The 19,053-nt window shown below is 43.2% G+C and carries 17 protein-coding genes; 13 read left to right on the top strand and 4 right to left on the bottom strand.

Translation table 11 applies throughout. The features are described from left to right. Positions 1–158 precede the first annotated feature (158 nt). Positions 159–2,213, bottom strand: a complete 2,055-nt coding sequence (locus tag AC58P5_RS02175; protein ID WP_497384288.1) for a serine hydrolase domain-containing protein — start codon at positions 2,211–2,213, stop codon at positions 159–161. A 283-nt stretch (positions 2,214–2,496) separates the two neighbouring features. After that, complete coding sequence (locus AC58P5_RS02170; RefSeq protein WP_497384287.1) at positions 2,497–3,882, bottom strand: MFS transporter; 1,386 nt, start codon at positions 3,880–3,882, stop codon at positions 2,497–2,499. Between the two features lie 113 nt (positions 3,883–3,995). On the opposite strand from AC58P5_RS02170, the gene AC58P5_RS02165 reads away from it, so the two are divergent. After that, positions 3,996–4,883, top strand: coding sequence for a LysR family transcriptional regulator (locus tag AC58P5_RS02165; protein ID WP_497384286.1), 888 nt, complete (start codon positions 3,996–3,998; stop codon positions 4,881–4,883). 57 nt (positions 4,884–4,940) lie between these two features. Here AC58P5_RS02165 and AC58P5_RS02160 read toward each other — a convergent pair whose 3' ends face one another. Beyond that, a complete protein-coding gene (locus AC58P5_RS02160; protein WP_497384285.1) occupies positions 4,941–6,248 on the bottom strand; it encodes an amidohydrolase family protein in 1,308 nt (435 codons plus the stop codon). A gap of 159 nt (positions 6,249–6,407) precedes the next feature. Here AC58P5_RS02160 and AC58P5_RS02155 point away from each other — a divergent pair, with 159 nt between their 5' ends. The 8 genes from AC58P5_RS02155 (at position 6,408) to AC58P5_RS02120 (ending at position 12,459) form a co-directional block, all read left to right on the top strand. Further along, positions 6,408–6,836 (top strand): MarR family winged helix-turn-helix transcriptional regulator, encoded by a 429-nt coding sequence (locus AC58P5_RS02155; RefSeq protein ID WP_497384284.1) that lies wholly within the window; start codon positions 6,408–6,410, stop codon positions 6,834–6,836. 227 nt (positions 6,837–7,063) lie between these two features. Further along, on the top strand, positions 7,064–7,546 hold the full coding sequence (locus tag AC58P5_RS02150; RefSeq protein WP_497384282.1) for a DUF2975 domain-containing protein: 483 nt from the start codon (positions 7,064–7,066) through the stop codon (positions 7,544–7,546). Between the two features lie 10 nt (positions 7,547–7,556). After that, complete coding sequence (locus AC58P5_RS02145; RefSeq protein WP_009674461.1) at positions 7,557–7,778, top strand: helix-turn-helix domain-containing protein; 222 nt, start codon at positions 7,557–7,559, stop codon at positions 7,776–7,778. A gap of 170 nt (positions 7,779–7,948) precedes the next feature. Continuing rightward, the gene (locus tag AC58P5_RS02140; RefSeq protein WP_497384281.1) at positions 7,949–8,986 is read left to right on the top strand and encodes an IS1595 family transposase; all 1,038 of its coding nucleotides are present in this window, start codon (positions 7,949–7,951) and stop codon (positions 8,984–8,986) included. Between the two features lie 11 nt (positions 8,987–8,997). Then, positions 8,998–9,432 (top strand): hypothetical protein, encoded by a 435-nt coding sequence (locus tag AC58P5_RS02135; RefSeq protein WP_497384280.1) that lies wholly within the window; start codon positions 8,998–9,000, stop codon positions 9,430–9,432. Positions 9,433–9,598: 166 nt separating this feature from the next. Next, positions 9,599–10,303, top strand: a complete 705-nt coding sequence (locus AC58P5_RS02130; protein WP_497384278.1) for a TetR/AcrR family transcriptional regulator — start codon at positions 9,599–9,601, stop codon at positions 10,301–10,303. Between the two features lie 24 nt (positions 10,304–10,327). Continuing rightward, positions 10,328–11,530: an MFS transporter gene (locus tag AC58P5_RS02125; RefSeq protein ID WP_497384277.1), complete on the top strand. Its 1,203-nt coding sequence runs from the start codon at positions 10,328–10,330 to the stop codon at positions 11,528–11,530. Positions 11,531–11,907: 377 nt separating this feature from the next. Next, a complete protein-coding gene (locus tag AC58P5_RS02120) occupies positions 11,908–12,459 on the top strand; it encodes a MarR family winged helix-turn-helix transcriptional regulator (protein ID WP_497384276.1) in 552 nt (183 codons plus the stop codon). Between the two features lie 24 nt (positions 12,460–12,483). On the opposite strand, the gene AC58P5_RS02115 is transcribed toward AC58P5_RS02120, so the two are convergent. Next, on the bottom strand, positions 12,484–13,971 hold the full coding sequence (locus tag AC58P5_RS02115) for a carbohydrate binding domain-containing protein (RefSeq protein ID WP_497384275.1): 1,488 nt from the start codon (positions 13,969–13,971) through the stop codon (positions 12,484–12,486). Between the two features lie 367 nt (positions 13,972–14,338). On the opposite strand from AC58P5_RS02115, the gene AC58P5_RS02110 reads away from it, so the two are divergent. The 4 genes from AC58P5_RS02110 (at position 14,339) to AC58P5_RS02095 (ending at position 19,020) form a co-directional block, all read left to right on the top strand. Continuing rightward, a complete protein-coding gene (locus AC58P5_RS02110) occupies positions 14,339–14,992 on the top strand; it encodes a M48 family metallopeptidase (protein WP_497386012.1) in 654 nt (217 codons plus the stop codon). Positions 14,993–15,714: 722 nt separating this feature from the next. After that, positions 15,715–16,413, top strand: a complete 699-nt coding sequence (locus AC58P5_RS02105) for a response regulator (RefSeq protein ID WP_497384274.1) — start codon at positions 15,715–15,717, stop codon at positions 16,411–16,413. A gap of 2 nt (positions 16,414–16,415) precedes the next feature. Beyond that, positions 16,416–17,885: an ATP-binding protein gene (locus tag AC58P5_RS02100; protein WP_497384272.1), complete on the top strand. Its 1,470-nt coding sequence runs from the start codon at positions 16,416–16,418 to the stop codon at positions 17,883–17,885. After that, the gene (locus AC58P5_RS02095) at positions 17,878–19,020 is read left to right on the top strand and encodes a WD40 repeat domain-containing protein (protein WP_497384271.1); all 1,143 of its coding nucleotides are present in this window, start codon (positions 17,878–17,880) and stop codon (positions 19,018–19,020) included. Before AC58P5_RS02100 ends, AC58P5_RS02095 begins: the two co-directional genes overlap by 8 nt. The last annotated feature ends 33 nt before the right edge of the window (positions 19,021–19,053 follow it).

Below are 19,053 nucleotides of genomic sequence, written 5' to 3'. Positions count from 1 at the left end.
GGTGCCGGGCATCTACGGTGCCTCGGCCGACGAGGAAGCCCAATGAACTAAGTTTCTCGATCCGATACGCGCCAAACAGTCGCAGGGCGATAGGGAACAACCCGATCATTTGATGACCGGGTTGTTCTGGTTTTACTGGTATTCCATGCTGTGCTGACCTAGTTATTCTTCAAATCAATTTTAAAAACATCCCTCGCGTTACCGCCAAAAACGATCATCCCGCCTTCAGGCAGCACGGCCGAATGCTTGTTGCTTGCTTTTGAAAAGTTCACCAACTGTCCCTTCGCGTCATAAACGGCGAATCCCCCGCTTGCCGGAGCCTTGACGGTTAGCACTCGATTGGCAGATTCTTTATCGACTTTATACCAGACAGCCTGACCGTTGGATGGTATGCTGCGAATTTTGGAGTTTCCTTGGGAAAAGGGCAGAATCGCATCTTCACTGATATAGGCCTGTCCATTGGTTGTCAGAACCTCTCTATGGTTCTTTTTATAGAAATTCAAATCAAAAACATCTCTCCCGGTCATAATCGGAATAGCGGCTACATTCACTGCTTTATTCTCGCTGACAATTTTAGTGCCGGATGCGTATCCATGACCGGTATCAACGGTTATTACTTTGGTCAAAAGCGGTTGGGTCAAATAAAGGACGGAAGTTATCTTTTCATCCAAAGCGTAATACTGCTTCCCGTTTCTCTGTTCCCATACTTTTTTAGTCGTCTGATTGAGCGGGTTAGGGTCTAATTTTTGAAAATCATAGTTTACCATGACGATTTGACCTATTCCGGGAAAATTCAAATAAGCGTTAAGCTTTAAATAGGTTTTCCCATTTTTCGCTTGGTCAAAGCTCAGGGTCAGATTCCCATCGTTGTTTTTGAATTGTCCGCTGCCCGTATAGACATATTTTTGAGCCGGTATGAATCCGCCTTGCAGAGCGGGCAAATCAATCTCTCCGTTCTTAATCTCCAGATTTAACGTTTTACCTACGGAACCGTAGAACCCGGAATAAGCCTGCAAATCCGATGGCATAGCCACTTTCACGGCCGGTTGGAATGTCTTCTCAGGCAAAATCTCTTTAATGATCCCCTTGGCTTTGGCATATTCCAATAAAACATTCGATGCAAAAACAGTATGGTGGATAGAAGTTGCTCCCGACGAAAGCACAGCGATGGAAATATCATATTCCGGCAGGGTAGTCAGGACAGCGTGATACGTTTGCGAATCACCGCCTTTGGATAATGCCGTTATTCCGTAATCATCAAAGGGCGCTAAACGGACGGCATCCCAACCAAGACCATAATTAATGGTGTTGGTCTCTTCGGGGACCCACACACCATTCAGATACTCTTGACTTTGCATGGCCTTTGCCGACTTCTCGGATAAAATATCGGTTCGATTGCCGATTAGGACTTCACCGAACTTGCTTAATTCTTCGGCTGTGGAGTAAAGGCCTCCTGTCCCGAGGACATTTGTATTCTCAACCGGTAAAGCCTGTTCCATCCCAGGATGATAAGTTTTTGCGAGCCTGTTCCTGTCAAATGAATCGAGTGGTGTTTTAGTAGAGCTTAATTGGAGAGGCTTGCTTATATGAGTTTCGAGGAATTTGCTGTAGCTTAACCCGCTTACGCGTTCAACCAAGAGTTCAAGCAGTTGAAAGCCGTCATTGCAATACACCGAAAATTCGCCCGGGTTTGACTTTAAATGTTCTGATTTTAACTTTCCCAGCAATTCATCATGATTTCTCGTATCATTGTCATCGAACATCGCACCGTTGCCATAATGGCTGCCGTAAAGTCCTGAAGAATGATTCATTAGCATGCGCGGTGTAATCTTGTGGTATCGTTCATCCGCCATTTTAAATTCCTTGATATACGTGGTCAGCGGTTTATCGAGTTCCATTTTCTTAGAATCGGCTAACATCATCGCTGCAGCGGTAACATACACCTTACTTACCGAGCCAATGCCAAACATGGTGTTTTTGGTGATCGGCTGCTTGTTAGCTTTATCGGACACACCGGCACTGTCGGATAAAACGATAGATCCGTGATCCCTAATGGCATACTGTATCCCGCTTGCGCCATAACCGGACACGATCTTCGACGCAAGCTCTTTTGCTTTTTCTTTTACAGGATCATGATTCGTTTGAGCAAAAGCAGAGGTGACCGGAATAGTTAGCAGCATAGCAGTTATGAATACCGAAACCATTTTCTTCATAAATAAATCCTCCTTGTAAGTAATACTAGAATTTACTAGCTGAAATGATCATACAAGGGAGAAGGCTGTTTTATAAAAAATCACCCTGAAACGAAAAAAATAATCCTTAAACAACATTTTGTCTAAGGATTATCCGTTATAAAGGGCGGATCTTTCATGTGCAGGGAGACAACCTGGTTGACGGATACTCCAATAGCCGGATGTTAACATGTAGACGTTCGATCATACTCTTTGGCTCAGCGTTCCAACGGAACCGAGCTTGTAAACATAGGATTCGCACAAGCTACGACTCTTGCAATTGCTCTGAACCCCGGCGCCGACTGCTCAGAAAAACCAAGAATAAAGCAATTACCGTTAGGATAATCCCTAGCGCTCGAAAGCCCTCGAAGTTGAACTTACCTCCCATGACGCTCCCTATCAACAAGGAAGAGAGAATGGTGCCCAAGTATCTGGATGTATTAAACAATCCGGATGCTACACCGATGATTTCTTTCGGTGAACTTTTGAACAGGGCCGCTTGCATGCCGACACTGTTTAACCCGTTGCTGATACCGAATGCAGCCAAGGCGAAACACACGCTGGTAACCGGTGTCGCCGGATTCAATGTCACGATCCACACGGACCCAAATGTCATCAAAATTGAGGATACAATCAATGCCGGCCTTGGCCCTGATTTGTCTATCCATCGTCCTGCCAGCGGAGAAGCAACTAGCGAGCATAAGCCTAAGCTTAGCATGAGAATCCCCGTATGGAACTCGCTGACATGTCGTACCAGTTGCAGGTAGGACGGAAGCCCGAAAAAGAGCGAGTAAAAAAGTACATTGACAAGCATGAATTGGACATTGACCCAAGTCATCTCACGATAGTTGGCGAATGTTCGTAAAGGAATGAAGGGTGATGTTGTTTTTAACTCATGTCTCACGAATGCCCCCAGCGCAGCGAGGCCTATCAGCACGACAATGATCGTTTCTAATGAGAAATGCCCATATGATTTTACTGAGAGTAATCCAACGAGCAAAGCAATCAGGCCCGCTGTGAAGAGCAGAATCCCTGACACATCCATCCATTCACACCATTTACGAAAGGACATGCCTCGTGCAGCGGACGTTGGCGGTTCATCCTTAGGAATAGTCCTCCAAGCCAATAGAAAGCTAGCTACCACAAACGGAATATTGACGAAAAAGATAGCGGGCCAGTTCCACCAATGAATCAGGACCCCGCCAATAAAGGGGCCGATTGCTGCCGCTCCGGATAGGAATATGGACAAAACAGACAGTGTAGTCGCTTGTTTCTCGGTAATATGGATTCGAACTAGGGCCATTCCAACCGCAACCGTCATGCTTGTTCCAACGGATTGTAGGATGCGGAACACGATGAGCCACCCAAAGTTTAGCGATAGGGGGGCTAATAATGACGCTGCAAAGGCTACAATAAGTCCGGTAAGAAATATCTTTCTGCGACCGAATAAATCACTGGCCTTTCCCATGACAGGTTGAGCGATGCTACTTGCAATGTAGAAAACAAAAATAATCCAGGAAACACCTGTAAAGTCAAGTTGGAACACATTTTGCAGACTTGGAATAGCAACAGAAACCATTGAAGAATTTAATGGGTTGAGCAGTATCCCTAGACCAACGGAAATCATCAACCACCAACTGCGGGCATTCATTTTAGAGTCCCTCCAAAGTGTTTTAATGATAGCCTACTTGAAATAAGATATTTACTCCAACGCATTTCATGTTATGATTTCATAGACTTGAAGGAATGAACGGAGGTTAGGAAATGGAACTTCTTCAATTGCAATATTTTCTCGCGGTAGCTCGGTTGGAACATATGACCGAAGCCGCACGGAGTCTGCACGTGACTCAATCGTCGCTGAGCAAAACCATTCAACGGCTGGAGGAGAATCTGGGGGTCCCTCTATTCGATCGAACAGGGAGGAAACTGCGATTGAATGAATTCGGAAGCAGATTCCTCCGCCGAGCGGAAAGGGCTTTGTTTGAATTGGAACAGGGGAAGCAGGAGATGAGGGACCTAGCCAGCCCGGAACCTGGCACACTCGAATTGGCCGTGACTACCGCAAGCACATTACCCCATATCCTTCGGGAGTTTCGGAAGAAGCGGCCTCAGATCCAATTTCATGTACAAATGCTGACGACGCAGGAAATGGTTACGCTTCTTCATAGAGGAGAGATCGATTTCTGCTTGTCTTCACCTCCGATACAAGGGGAAGATATTGAGTGTCAAATCGTTTACATCGATCCGATCCTTGTCGCTGTTCCAAAGGGGCATCGCCTGGCAGGCCGAAGCAGCGTATCCTTGACAGAATTAAGGGATGAATGGTTTGTCGGGGTAAAGCGAGGCTATGGCACTCGCGATCTAGTCGACTCTATGTGCAGCTCGGTTGGATTTGCACCTAAATATGTGTATGAGGGAGATGAACCCGCAAGGCTAAGCGCTCTGGTGGAAGCCGAAATTGGCATAGCTTTCCTACCAAGTACGGCAAGGAATTCACGTGAACATATCCATTATCTCCAAGTAGAGGACCACCAATTAGTACGGGAGATCGCTTTATTATGGCACAGGAGCCGGTACATTTCGCGGACTGCTCTGGAATTCCGTAAGGTCGTTGGGGAATATTTCGAGGCGCTATCCGAACAGATCTTATAGATGTGGAACAAAAAAACAGGGCACTCTTCAGTAGAGTGCCTGTCGCAATGGATGGGGCTATAGCTGCTGCACACCTTTGAACCATACGGCTTCGATCGACAAGGTATCCGTAATATCGGTTGTCGGGTCGCCTTTTACCAGTATAAGGTCGGCGCGTGCACCTTCGGCAATACGCCCGCGATCGTTAAGACCAAAGCGACGGGCCGGTTTTGAGGTAGCGGACTGAAGCGCTTCTATAGGAGTGAACCCGGCCATAACCAGCAGTTGCATTTCATGATGTACGCTGGCGCCATGTGCGAGGCCGCCAAGATTCGGAACGGGAACAGGGGAGACATCCGTTCCGACCAGAATATCCACTCCGGCACGGTGAAGATCCATCACGTTCTTATAGCTATTCTCCATATTGCCTTGGGGGAAAGTATTGAAGCTGGAGTTCAAAATATCAATCCATTCCGGACTTAATTTGGAATACACACGCGGATCATTCGCCAATTCCGATGCCGGATTCCCAAGAATGGATGAGTTCAGCACCAAGCACGGTGTCACAAACGCGCCTGATTCGGCTATCGATTTCACTAAATCGGATGTGTTTTCGGGTCTGTCGATGAACAAGTGGCCCAATCCGTCTACTCCAATATCGATGGCGGTTTGCGAAGAATGAGCGGTCAAAACGTGGGCTATGACGATTTTATCGAGCTTATGGGCTTCTTCCACGGCTGTTCTTAGAATCTCGTCACTTAATACAGGCAGACCGGGTGCCCCCATAACCGTTCCTTCTTCGATCATGATTTTAATATAGTCGGCACCGTTTTCCGCTTGGGTATGCACATGTTTGACCGCTTCTTCCACAGTCGTCACTTGGGGAATTTCTTCGTGATCGTGAGCGTAAGCGGCCAGCATAGCTTCCCGGTCTTCCTTCGATAACTTCTCCAATTCTTTTAAAACGAACTCAGGGATTTCATCCCCATCCGGCAATAATTCATCCGGATGACCACCGGGAGCGGTGATCGCTGTGCCGGCAGAACGGACATCGGCGATATCAACCACATTCTTCAACTGTATCGCACGTCCTCTTCCCGTAAAATCGCCGTTCATTTCGAGTTCTGTCGTAACGCCGAATTTCAAAGCATCCCGTAATCCGCCAATGGAAGTGTGAACATGCGCATCAATTAAGCCCGGCATTAATGTCGCATTTTTTGCATCCAGGATGGTTGCATGTGCCGGAAGATCTCCACCAACCGCAATAATAGTTTCCCTTTTGATGACAACATGGCTTGAATCGATAAGTTTTTCCCCATCGAAAATACGTGCGTTTGTAATCACCGTAATTTTTTCTGACGAAGAGTTTTGAGCGCTATTTTTCATTTCGTTATTCCTCCTCTTGTAGTGTGTGGAACAATTTGAACTATAACAGTTAGAATTCTAACAGTCAACCAATTAAGTTTCCGTTTGACAAGTGAAAATAATTTTCGTATAGTTTAACTGTTAAAAGTTAGCCTTCTAACATTTTGGGGAGGTACAATCATGAAATCTCACAAGGATACGCCTTATCTGGAATTATTTCAGGTTATTGGCCTCAAGTTAAAGAAAAAAGCGGATGAAAGCATAAAAGAATTGGGGTTAAGCGCGCAGCAAGGAAAAATAATTGACTATATTTACCGGAACCAGGAAAATAATTTAATCCAAAAGGATCTAGCCGATCGATTTCATCTGCGCGGGGCGAGCATTACTAGCATGCTTCAAGGCCTGGAGAAGAAAGGATTCATCGAACGAAAAATCCCCGCCAATAATGAACGGCAGAAAAATATTTATGCTTTGCCGAAAGCCGTTGAATTGATTGAAGCCTTTAATGACTCCTTCCAGAAGGTGGAGGACGAGATCGTTCAAACCCTTAGCGAAGAAGAGAAGCGGATTTTAAAGGAATTGTTGATCAAAATTAATGACCGCTTTTAATGGCGCTGTCATTGCATTCAAAGCCGGTGTAAGCTAATCCGGTCATTAATCGAATAGTGCTTAGTTATAAAGCATTTCTTTGCCAAGAGAAGTGCTTTTTATTTTTGCGCAAAATTAAGAAGAATGTACAAAACAATCTAAACATATTATTATTCAAATAAAATATATTGTTTTACGATAAATTTTATGTTAAGTTCAATGTGAACAATAACTAAGCGAGGTGCGTTATGGAACGAGGAACAACTCTCTTTTTAAAGGTAGCTCTTATTCTTATCGGAATCCCGGTTCTTGCCATGTGTATTTTTCTGGTGCCCGGAATTGCGAATTTTGCAGCGGAATTGTATCCGGAACATACTTACTTGAAATATCTCCTATGGATTGACTTGTATGCAACGGCGCTGCCCTTTTACTTTGCCCTGTATCAGGCTTTCAAACTTTTAAGCTACATTGACAAGAACAAAGCTTTCTCGGAGTTATCCGTACAGGCATTGAAGATTATAAAAACCTGTGCCGTCATTTTCGGCGGTTTGTATGTCGCAGGCATGCCGCTCTTCTATCTTATGGCAGAGAAAGACGACGCTCCGGGTTTTATCGTCATCGGAATGGTCCTGATCTTTGCTTCCCTGGTGGTCGCCGTTTTTGCGGCTGTTCTCCAAAAGCTTTTAAAAGAGGCAATCGATATAAAATCTGAAAATGATTTGACGGTCTGAGGTGAATAACATGGCGATAATAATCAATATTGACGTGATGCTGGCTAAAAGAAAAATGAGCGTAACAGAACTTTCGGAGAGAGTTGGAATCACGATGGCTAACCTTTCCATATTGAAGAACGGGAAGGCCAAAGCGGTCCGATTATCGACTTTAGAGGCGATTTGCAAGGCTCTGGATTGTCAGCCCGGAGATATTCTGGAATACAAAATGGACGAAGACGCTCAAGGATAGAATGAACATTCGACCGTATAATAACCGCGCGGAGTAGGGTTGGAGCCGGTAGACAGCGCTCTTCCGGACTTCTTTAACAGAAGGCTATGTTAATTAACTCTGTTGATATTTGATTAATACGAACATACGATCTATATTATATTAAATAATGATTGTTTGGAGGGGTCGAAATGACGTTAAGGGAATTAATAGAAGAAATTAAGAAGTTGAATCCAGCAGAACAGCATCGTTTAAAAGAATTCTTTATCAATTCACTTGCGTCATTTACTGCAAGTAAACCAGTTTTTCAAGAAGTAACTGAACGAAAAAATAAAGATGGCTATACTTGTGTGCATTGCGATTCTAAACAAGTTGTGCTTTTTGATAAGTATATGGTGAAACTCGGTCTTAAAGAAGTTGAACGCCAACGATACCGTTGTAAAGATTGTCAAAAAACTTTTACCGATGTAACCGCTACCCCTCTTTATCGCACTCACAAGCCTCACAAATGGTTAGATTTCATTAAATGTATGTTAGAAGGCTATTGTCTGCGTAAATCGTCTGAACTTATTGGAGATATTCATTACGTTACCTTATTCTATTGGAGACACAAGTTATTATCTGCTCTTAAACAAATGGATTTTAACACATTTTCAGGCATCGTAGAGATGGATGAAACGTATTTCCTATACTCTGAAAAAGGGAAACGGGGTATTGAAGGTAGAAAACCTCGAAAACGAGGCGGTTCTTCAAAGTTTAGAGGTATTAGTCACGAACAGGTATGTGTTCTCATTGCAAGAGACCGCCAAAAAGCTACTTATTCAAGTGTCATTGGCAGGGGGCGACTTATAAAAACTCAATTGGACAAAGCCATAGGGTCTAAACTATCTTCCGACAATACACTATGTACAGATGCTTGGAGAGCCTTTTCAACCTATGCAAAAAGCAAAGGTTTAGAGCATTACCGCTTCAAATCAGATGGAGTTGAGCGAGTAAAGGGGATTTATCATATTCAAAATGTCAACAATTATCACAGCCGTTTGAAGGGTTGGATACAACGATTCAATGGCGTGGCTACAAAATACCTCGACCATTATTTGAGTTGGTTCCAATTCTTAGATATTGTGAAACATCGAAGCGATAACGATTCTATAAGTAAAATGATTATAGAGAGTTGCTTGTTGCCAATTAATGAAACTTATCATTCATTGAGAACGTCTGAAGTATAGAGTAGAAAATTTTGGGGGTAATTATAATTAAATCGAAGTTTTTAATCGGAATTTTAACATCACTTTTCTTTGTTTTGGTTTTAACAGGGTGTCAATCGAATAATGAAATGTTGATGGATGATGTTAGCGATATAAAAGAAATCTCTATTTCCAAAACAACTGTTTTTGGTAAACTCGATGATGAATTCTTTGCAACTTTCGAGGACTCGAAAGAATTGGATACTTTCAAAAATGCTTTCTTAACTGCTAAAAGAGAGAAAATAAAACTGGAAGGTGTTAATTATGATTTGTTAATTACTGACGATGAAGGCGGTAATTATTTATTACAGTTCTATTTAGGTGAAGATGGAGAACAAAGTGCATTTTTCTATATTGGTCACGAAGATAGAGTGTATTTCACATCCGATGAAATAACACAAGAATTGAGAAATATTATAAAACCATAATTTCAGAAAGACCTTCGTATTTGAAGGTCTTTCATATCTAAGAATATCAACATTAATATTTAACATAGCCTAACAGAAAGGAGGCGCTCCATGTTCTTGGCGCCGCACAAAAAAACCTGTCGAGACGACAGGTTTTTTTGTGTAGAAATAGATGAGGCAGCCTCGTGTGGAGTCCTACAAATTCCACAAAGTTAGGCGTTTTTTTATCAAAAGCAACTTACATTTGCATGAAAAATTTATATTTGATAAAATAACTGACGAACGTTCGTTAATTATCGAGGTGATACTATTGAAAAGTAAAGAGATTAAAGATATCGCTTTAAAATTTTTCGCAATTCATGGGTATGAGGGAGCATCTCTATCTCAAATTGCCGAGAATGTCGGTATGAAAAAACAGTCTCTCTATGCTCATTTCAAAGGGAAAGATGATCTGTTTCTACAAGTTTTACAAGATGCCAAAGAGACGGAAATTTCATCGAAACTAAACTATTTGAGTAAAGTGGATACCCAAAACCCAAAAGCAGATTTATTAGGCTATTTGAAATTGGTCATTGATTTGTTTCAACAGAGCGAGCAGTTAAAGTTTTGGCTGCGTATGTCTTTTTTTCCGCCTCTCCATCTGGCAGCAGCGATTAATGAAGAAGTATTCGATACGGAAAAAAAGATTCAAACCGTATTGGAAAACAAATTTCAAGCTTGGATCGATGCCAAAGTCATCATGGAAGATACAGCCTCCATCCCGACTCTTGCCTTCTTAGGTATAGTTGATTCGATCATGCTAGAGCTTGCCTATGGAAATAATGAAAAACGCTTAAACGATAAACTAAATGCCTCATGGACCGTATTTTGGAGAGGTATTTCACAGCTATGAATTTACAGAGAGAGGTACTGCTTCATGAAGAAACCATTGAAAGAACAAAAAACAGTCTTACTCATCCTATTAAGTAATATATTCATTGTTTTTCTAGGAATCGGACTTATCATCCCTGTTATGCCATCCTTTATGAATATGATGCATTTATCAGGCCAAACGATGGGCTATCTTATAGCGGCATTTTCGTTCGCACAATTACTCATGTCTCCCCTGGCAGGACGATGGATTGACTTCTATGGCAGGAAAAAAATGATCATAATCGGCTTATTCCTCTTTAGTGTATCCGAGGTGATCTTTGGTTTAGGTACCCATGTATCCGTGCTTTATTTATCCCGAATTCTAGGGGGCATTAGTGGTGCGTTTATTATGCCTGCCGTAACTGCCTTTGTTGCAGATATCACCTCAGTAGAGGAAAGGCCGAAAGCGATGGGCTATATTTCTGCCGCCATTAGCATCGGTTTTATTATCGGACCGGGTATCGGCGGTTTTATCGCTGAGCTGGGTGTGCGTGCTCCATTCTACTTTGCTGCTGGATTCGCATTACTAACCTGTATTTCATCCTTATTTATTTTAAAAGAGCCACAAACCAAACAACAGCTATTGGAAATCACTCAGCTTAAAAAAGATACCAATTTTGTAAGTGATCTCAAACGATCCCTGCATCCGCTATACATGATTGCCTTTATTATTGTGTTTGTACTGGCCTTTGGTTTATCGGCATATGAAACTGTATTTAGTCTGTATTCCGATCATAAATTCGGTTTCACGCCAGGAGATATTGCCGGCATTATTACAATAAGCTCCATCTTCGGGGTTGTAGTTCAGGTCTTTATGTTTGGTACAATGGTAGATAAACTCGGTGAAAAGAAACTCATCCAGATATGCTTAATTTCCGGCGTAGGATTAGCGGTAGCATCTACCCTGATCTCTAGCTATATAGCGAGTTTGCTGATAACTTGCTTTATTTTTCTCGCATTTGACTTGCTGCGGCCGGCATTAACGACCTATTTATCAAAAACTGCCGAAAAAGAACAAGGATTTATCGCTGGAATGAACTCAACCTATACAAGCCTGGGCAATATCTTCGGGCCCGCGTTAGGCGGTATATTATTTGATGTAAACATCAACTATCCGTATCTCTTTGCTGCCGTCATTATGTTTATTGGTCTTGTCATCACGATGATGTGGAAAGAAAAACAATCAGCTAGCAGCTTGGCACAATAACAGGAGGAACATCTTCGATTACTCCCAGAAAAATGACGCTGGAAAACCGGCGTCTCATATTAACCTGGAAATTTCAGAAGAACAACGCCGTCTAGCTGCTGTTCGATCTCCCTCTCGACTTAACAAAGCGGATCTTGCCAAGGGCGAAGCTTTTTGGGAAGCACTGTCGAATCAATCGTCTCAGCAAGATACAGTGCGCAAGGGGAGAATTAGTAGTTAATAGGGTTAAAGATTTACAGGATTAAATACACGACGGCCAGACAAACAGTGGAGTCATTCCCGAAATCGGCCGTCTTAAAGTCCATGGATAAAAAGCGCTTTGAAACGAAAAAAAATCCCTAAACAACATGTTGTCTAAGGATTAAGTAACCACTCGGTTGACTATCTGCATTCACACACTCGAAGAAGCCGGAGTCGACACGGCCTTCTGGTGCACCTTTGCTAGCCACAACTTGCCGTACGATGAAGATCCCGTCGTGATTTTGACCGAGCTTCATACGGGGTTGTACGGGTGCTGCCAGAAAGCTGCGGCGTTGCTTACCCCGGCATGCCTTGGGAGCCCAAGGAAGTCTTTCACACCATCGCAGCACGATATAAAACCGCAAGGAAATCATAGATCAATAATTTCCGTCACTTCGCCAACGGTAACCCAGCATATCAACAGTCTGGAAGAACAGGAACTTGTCGAGCGTCACGCCGATCCCGCGGATCGGCGGGTTGTCAGAATCCGGCTTTCGGATAAAGGCAAAACGTATATCCAACACATTAATGAAGCCCGCCTCAATATGTTCGTCGGTCTCGTTGAACATCTAGGGGAGGAGAAAAGCCAGCTCTTTGCCGAGCTGCTGAGAACATCTTCGGATTATATGCTTAAACAACAGGAATTTTATATCCGGAGTTTGCTTGCGGATGAAAATGACGAGAAATGAGTGCCCTTCGTTTAGGGTAACGGACTAATAATGATTCACTGCTTTAACCGGCAGAGAATAGTAGGCGTTTCCTTTTTGCTTGCCATAGCTGTGCACCGCGACGCCCCCAAAGCCGGCATGTCCGTCGTAGGATGCTTTCAATGCGGCCAGTGCACGATCCAGATCATCCAAACCTTCTTCGTAAAATGTCGCGCTGTCCCCGCCCGCCGTTACGGGATCAATCGTTTCAAGTCCCACACAAATTTTTTTGCCAACCTGCGTCGCATAGTCGATTTCGTTCTGGGCATCCCGGACGGCTTGCCATTGACCATCGGAATATCGATCCGTGTAGTCCATAAGTCCAACCCAATCCAGCCGGTCGATCAGATGCTTGTAAAACCCTTTATCGCTGCCGTTATATGTGACCGTGTACTCCGAACCGTCATACCATCTCGGAATATCTTGAGCGTATGTCATTCCGGTTCCGCTCATAAGTGCCGTGGCTTTATCGATATAGGCAAGCGCCTGCTTCATCAAGTCGGTTTTGTTACTGGCCCATTTTTCTTTATTCAGGTAAATTTCAATGTCTTGATGTACGCCGTCGAATTTTTCGTTAGATGCCGCACTGCTGTTGAAGGTAATGACATCGGTTATTCTTTCCAGCCCTTCCGAATGCTTTTCTGTCAGTCCCCATTCTTTAGCGCCGCTTACCGCTTCCACCCGTATCCCTTTGGCATGTGCTTGAGAGATAAATTGCTTAAGCTGCGGGTTATATGTGGTCAAATGGGTATCGTTTATGGAAAGAAGAAGAACGTTAACCCCTTTGTCTTGAGCAAATTGGAATAATGCCGAACGTTCCGCTGAATCCTGCAGCACGGAAGTGGTCTCCTGCCAAACCCACATGGCTTTGACATCCTTATTTATCGTTTGAACACCACTTCTGGCTTTTAGACTAAGATCATCCAAATAGGCGTTTGCCCCGCTATCGGCATTTTTATAAATGTATACTTGCAGTTTGGCGGTACCGGGTACGGTCGTAAAAGCGGTTGATTTGAATTCGTAGAGCGTTTGATTAAATTTCAAAGTAAACTTGGCCAGCACATTGTTATTGGTGTCTAAACAATCTACTCCGAGAATGGCTGAATCCGTAGGAGCACTTACACTGCCGTGTCCGGACAAGACATATGCTGCTCCAGCCGATATTCCGGAAATGATTTGCCCCGCGCCCCCTTCACCGGCGGAGACCCGTGCCGCTTTTACTCCTGCAAATGCCGGAGATGAGACGGCGGCGGTATTTCCCCAGTTGGTCCAACTTGCCAAATCATTTTCAAATCCCGGGTTAGCGATTAGATTATCACTGTAATTCAAAGCAGATGGGCCCAAATCGGACCCTTCAGCCAATCCGCTGTCGGACTCATGATTCAGCAGTAAATGGTTACCCGCTGCATGTCCGATTGACGCCATTCCCGAAAAGCTTATAAGGAGGGAAAATGCCATAAAAACCGACAAACCTGCGTTCATAACCTTTTTCATAAACACAACTCCTTTTTCACATAGAATGGTATAAAAACATATTTATGGTATCATGTCTGCATTTAATAGTACATATAAGCCGGTTTATAGACGGTTAATAGACAGTTAGCGTTGCAAGTTTCGAATCCGAAAAACGATCCTGAAAATAGCATATCGCTAATTTAATGGTAATCTGATTGCTTTTTGTTGTAGATAGATGACCCATTATTTTCTGTAACACCTGTTTTTGCTGCAGTGGTGAAATTGCGGTCCAATGTTATAATGATAGCCATAAAGTAAAGTTGACGATATGTAGCTTACCTTTTTAACGAAACATTTTACCGAAGAATGGTTTGTCTCCAAAAAACTAATAGAAACGATGTTGATGATGAAAATTGAACTCGGCCAACAGCACATAGAAATTCATGTGGAATACGGTCCACGGAAAAAACTGTCACTCCATATCCACTCTTCAGGACTTGTTACGGTAAAGGCACCAAATCATACGGATGATGCTGTAGTGATGAACGCCGTAAAACAGCAGGAGAGTAAAATTTTGAAACAATTGCAAGCGATTGAGGCTGCCCGCACACCTCAGAAATTCAGAGAATACGAGGAGGCAGGCAAGTTTCTTCATCTTGGCCAGTATTATCCGCTTCATGAGCTAATCGAGACGACTGGACGTACCGAAGAAGAGCTTCAACAAGATCTGAAGAAGTTCTACTTCACGAGCTGCAAGAAAGTGATCGGGGAGCGCATTAAAATCTACCAGAAGCAGCTGAAGGTCACGCCTAAATCCTTCACCATCGAGGAGTCCCGAACGAAATGGGGCAGCTGTAATTCGGCGAAGCATCTCACCTTCAATTACCGCCTGGCAATGGCGCCCATGGAGGTTATCGATTACGTGGTTATTCATGAGCTTTGTCATCTCCTGCATATGAATCATGACCGATCCTTCTGGCGGCGCGTCGGAAGCGTGATGAAGGATTACAAAGCGAAGGAAGCGTTCCTCGCGAGATATGGTCATGCCATGACCTTGTAAACCACCGGCGTAGGTTGATGATCCGGTCATAAATAAATGTTAAGGACAAGATGTGTCGATTGACAAAACATAAATACCTAAAAGTCGCGCAGCTGCGGCTTTTTTTGTTTTAACGATATACATGTTCTTGTTAAAAGTGGTGGGAAATGATGCCTGTAACAGGGCGTGATGCGCTTCAGGATTTTATTTCTCGTCGAGTGTTTCAGATCATATATTGTTCTGGCTTATGAGCATCGTAAATCAGAAGTAAGATGAAAACGAAAAGTTAAATTGTTCTGAGTTGATGCTGAACTTAATCATGAAATACAACATGGGCTCAAACATATACTCGGGGCTACACGAGAAGATCACAAATCGAATAATATACGAAGTCTCGATAAATATAAAATCGTGTCTTCTTTCATATATCCATTAGGAATAAGAATGGTAGTGAAATAATGACCGATATTCTTGCCCCAGCCCATTACCCATTACCAATCTAATGGGGATCCGGTCAGTAAAAAATCGCCTTAGAATATATATGCATCTTTTAGCGAAGTTGCGAAAATTGCGACTTTTTTCTTTTGCAATACAAATAACCGGATTCAACGCATAGGACAAGAACTTACTTCGTTTGCCGAGGCCTATTCATATTGATTTGATTAATTCTACACGAATCGTTAACATTAATAAGCATGCAGTGAACATTGCAAGCATCAGTAAGAAAAGAGGCGGAGAATACTGTGAATAATGCAAAAATACTAATTATTGAAGATGATAATGCGATTGGTGATTTGCTTTCGTACGGCCTTACCAAGGAGGGATTTCAGACGCGATCAGCTTCAAATGGAGCAGCGGGAATGAGCGAACTGCAGAAGTTTAAACCTGACCTTCTGCTGCTTGACTGGATGTTGCCTGATCAAAGTGGACTGGATATATGTAAAAAGGTAACAGCAAACTATAACATACCGATTTTCATGATTACTGCGAAGTCCGATATCACCGATAAAATCCTAGGTCTTGAATTTGGTGCAGACGACTATATAACGAAGCCGTTCGACCTGCGTGAAGTTGTTGCTAGAATCCGGACGATTCTTCGCCGAGTTGAGCAAGCAAATCACGGGGATAAAAACGGTTTAGATGAAGAAGTAATTCGTTTTCACAATGTTGAAATCAATGTCGGTGAACGATATGTGAAAAAAAACAATCAAACCGTTGAACTAACTCCCAAAGAATATGATCTGCTCATGACACTGGTCAGAAATCCAGGGAGAACCTTTGCGCGTTCCGAATTGCTCGACGTGGTATGGGGATATCATTTTGTAGGGGATACCCGCACAGTTGATACGCACATCCAACGACTTCGTAAAAAACTCGAAGGAACGGAATGCATTACGACGGTATTTGGGATCGGATACAAGTTTAAGAAAACAGGTGATTAAGCATGATACTTAGAATCAGCCTTAAATTCCTGCTAGGATTTCTATTAATCTTCTCCATTTCTTTTATCGTGCTGAGTCAAACAGTGAAGGAGTTCATTCGAACAAGCAATCAAAATCTGATTACGACCGAGTTGATCGGGCTGAAAAACAACAGCAACGTTTACGTCCGACAAGCGTTCCTGATCAATCACTTTTCGAATAATGAACTGTATTTCGGAGAGATGGCGGAGGAACTGGGGAAAAACCTGAATCATGCCACTGGAAATAGCGTCGGCGTATATACGGTGAATGGCGATTTACTTTTTGCTTCGGACAGATCCGCCTTCTTACAACCTGAGAAAAACGATTTGGAAAAAGCAATTGGCGGCAAGACAGCTTATAACATTCGTTATGATGAGAATCAGACATCCGTTTTGTTTTCTTATCCCGTTGTCATTGATGGGTCCAAGATCGGCATTTTGCGATTTTCTAAAGATTTCACCCTGCTGTACCAACAAAGTATTCGAATTTTGGATATTACGCTCTACATTACGTTGGCGATTTTCGCTGCAGCTTTTCTTTTTTCATACATTCTATCCAGGCATATCACGCTTCCGCTTGGCAAACTTGCCCGAGCCTCCTCTGAGGTTAAAAACGGAAATTTGGACGTTCGCATCCGATTTAAACGAAAGGACGAAATCGGCCGGCTGGCTGAGAACTTCAATGACATGATTGATCAAATCAGCAAGCAGATTAGCATCATCCGAAAGGATCGAGACCAACTCAAAGAGCTTCATGAGCAGGAAAAACGTTTCTACGACAACATTACCCATGAACTTAAAACCCCGTTAACCTCAATCCTAGGATTTGCCGAGTTAATCAAGGCCAACGGTGAGCGTGATCCGAAGTTTTTTGAAAAGGGCACCAATCACATCATCGAAGAGACCAAGCGTCTGCATACGATGGTATTGAAGTTGCTTGAGGTCTCGCGGCGTCAAGCGACGACTTACGAGTTGGAAAAAATTGAAGCAGGATCTGTCCTTCGGGATGTTTGTGAATCGATGGCCATTCGTGCAGGGCGATATAAAAAAAGCATTACGGTAAATATTGAGAACGAATTATACGTATTGGCCGAGAAAGACAGAGTGCGCCAACTCTTTATTAACTTGCTGGACAATGCTATCAAATACAGTTGGGCTTTCTCCGAAATAACGGTAGAGGGTCTTCAGACCAATGGAAAAACTCGTTTCACGATTAACAATGAAAGTGATCCTATAGATACAGATCAACTGTCCAAACTGTTTGAACCATTCTACTTGGTTCACCCCAAACATTCGGAAGAGGGCAGCGTCGGACTGGGTTTAAGTATCGTCAAGTCCATTGTTGATGAATTGGAGGGTTCGATTTCCATCGTCAGCCAAGATAACCATACTACTGTAACCATCGAATTTAACAGTCTGCAATTGACTGAGGGAGAGAAATCTCATGGCTAAAAAATATGGTGGATGGATGTTATGGATTCTTTTTCTGCTCCTCCTTCTGTTGTCAGGCTGCAGTACCGGATTACTAAGCGAAACCATTGTTATAACCGACAACGAAGAGATGGAGCAAGCCCCACAGGAATCAAGTCCAGTTCAGGTCAAAAAGATCTATCGCCTGCCAGATGAAAATGCTGATACGGGCCATTGGTTGGGCTGGTCCTCAACCGACTCGATCGTTGGTTCATTTAAGACTGCGGACCTGCCCGAACGTTTCATGTTAAAACGGTTGGCCCATCCGTTTGAACAAGGCGAAAACATTACGGCTATTAACATGAATAATTCTCGAATATTGCTCTCGCCGGACGGTAAACACGTTGCTGAAATGATCATGTCCAGAAAAGAGACAAGCTTGAAGGTCATTTCACTGAAGGATATTAAAGAAACGGAGATCGACAGGTTCAGCACCAGCGGTCAGAAGTTCTTGCAGGACATGTCCTGGTCAGAGAACAGCCAATATATAAGTTGTTTGATACTGGACCCGGTTGATAGCAACAAGAACAGCCTGCGGGTATCTGACACGAAATCAGGGGCTTCCAAACCCTTCGCATTAAACGAATTCGGGGAAGACGACACACTGCTTAGCGTTCACGTATCCAATGATGGCCGAAGTGCATTGATTACGCTGTATGGGTCCGATCAACCGGGCAAGAGAACCATTGTGCTTGGCAAACTGGTAGATGGTCACTTTGAGACCAAGTATAAACGCCAAATTGGTGAAAATCAGGTTACCTGGATCGGGAACGATCAGTTTGCTTTTCTGGGAAGGGACGGCACGCTGTACGAATACGATCTGCGAAACGGAGAGCTTTCGGTTATTTTGGAAAAAGTGTATGCTTATGAATTTTCCCAAGACAAAAAATTTATTGCCTATTCACTGCAAGATGAAGATGTTGTCTATGTCGGCAAAATGCAAGGGAGAAATGTACTGTACAACAAGCCCGTTTACCACGGTATTATCCCGATGAATATGAAATGGAATTCGGAAAATACAAGTCTGTTCATTCAAGGGCCCAAAGCATTTGCGAATTCAAATATCATTCAAAATGACTACTCAAAAAGCCCTTCATTCATCATCGAACTTGAATAGTGTGACTTCATCCAACCACCCTTGTTACGTGCA

This window comes from Paenibacillus sp. JT31N7, assembly GCF_059692095.1.
Note: the sequence above shows the minus strand (reverse complement) of the source record. Positions and strands in the feature narration are given on the sequence as shown.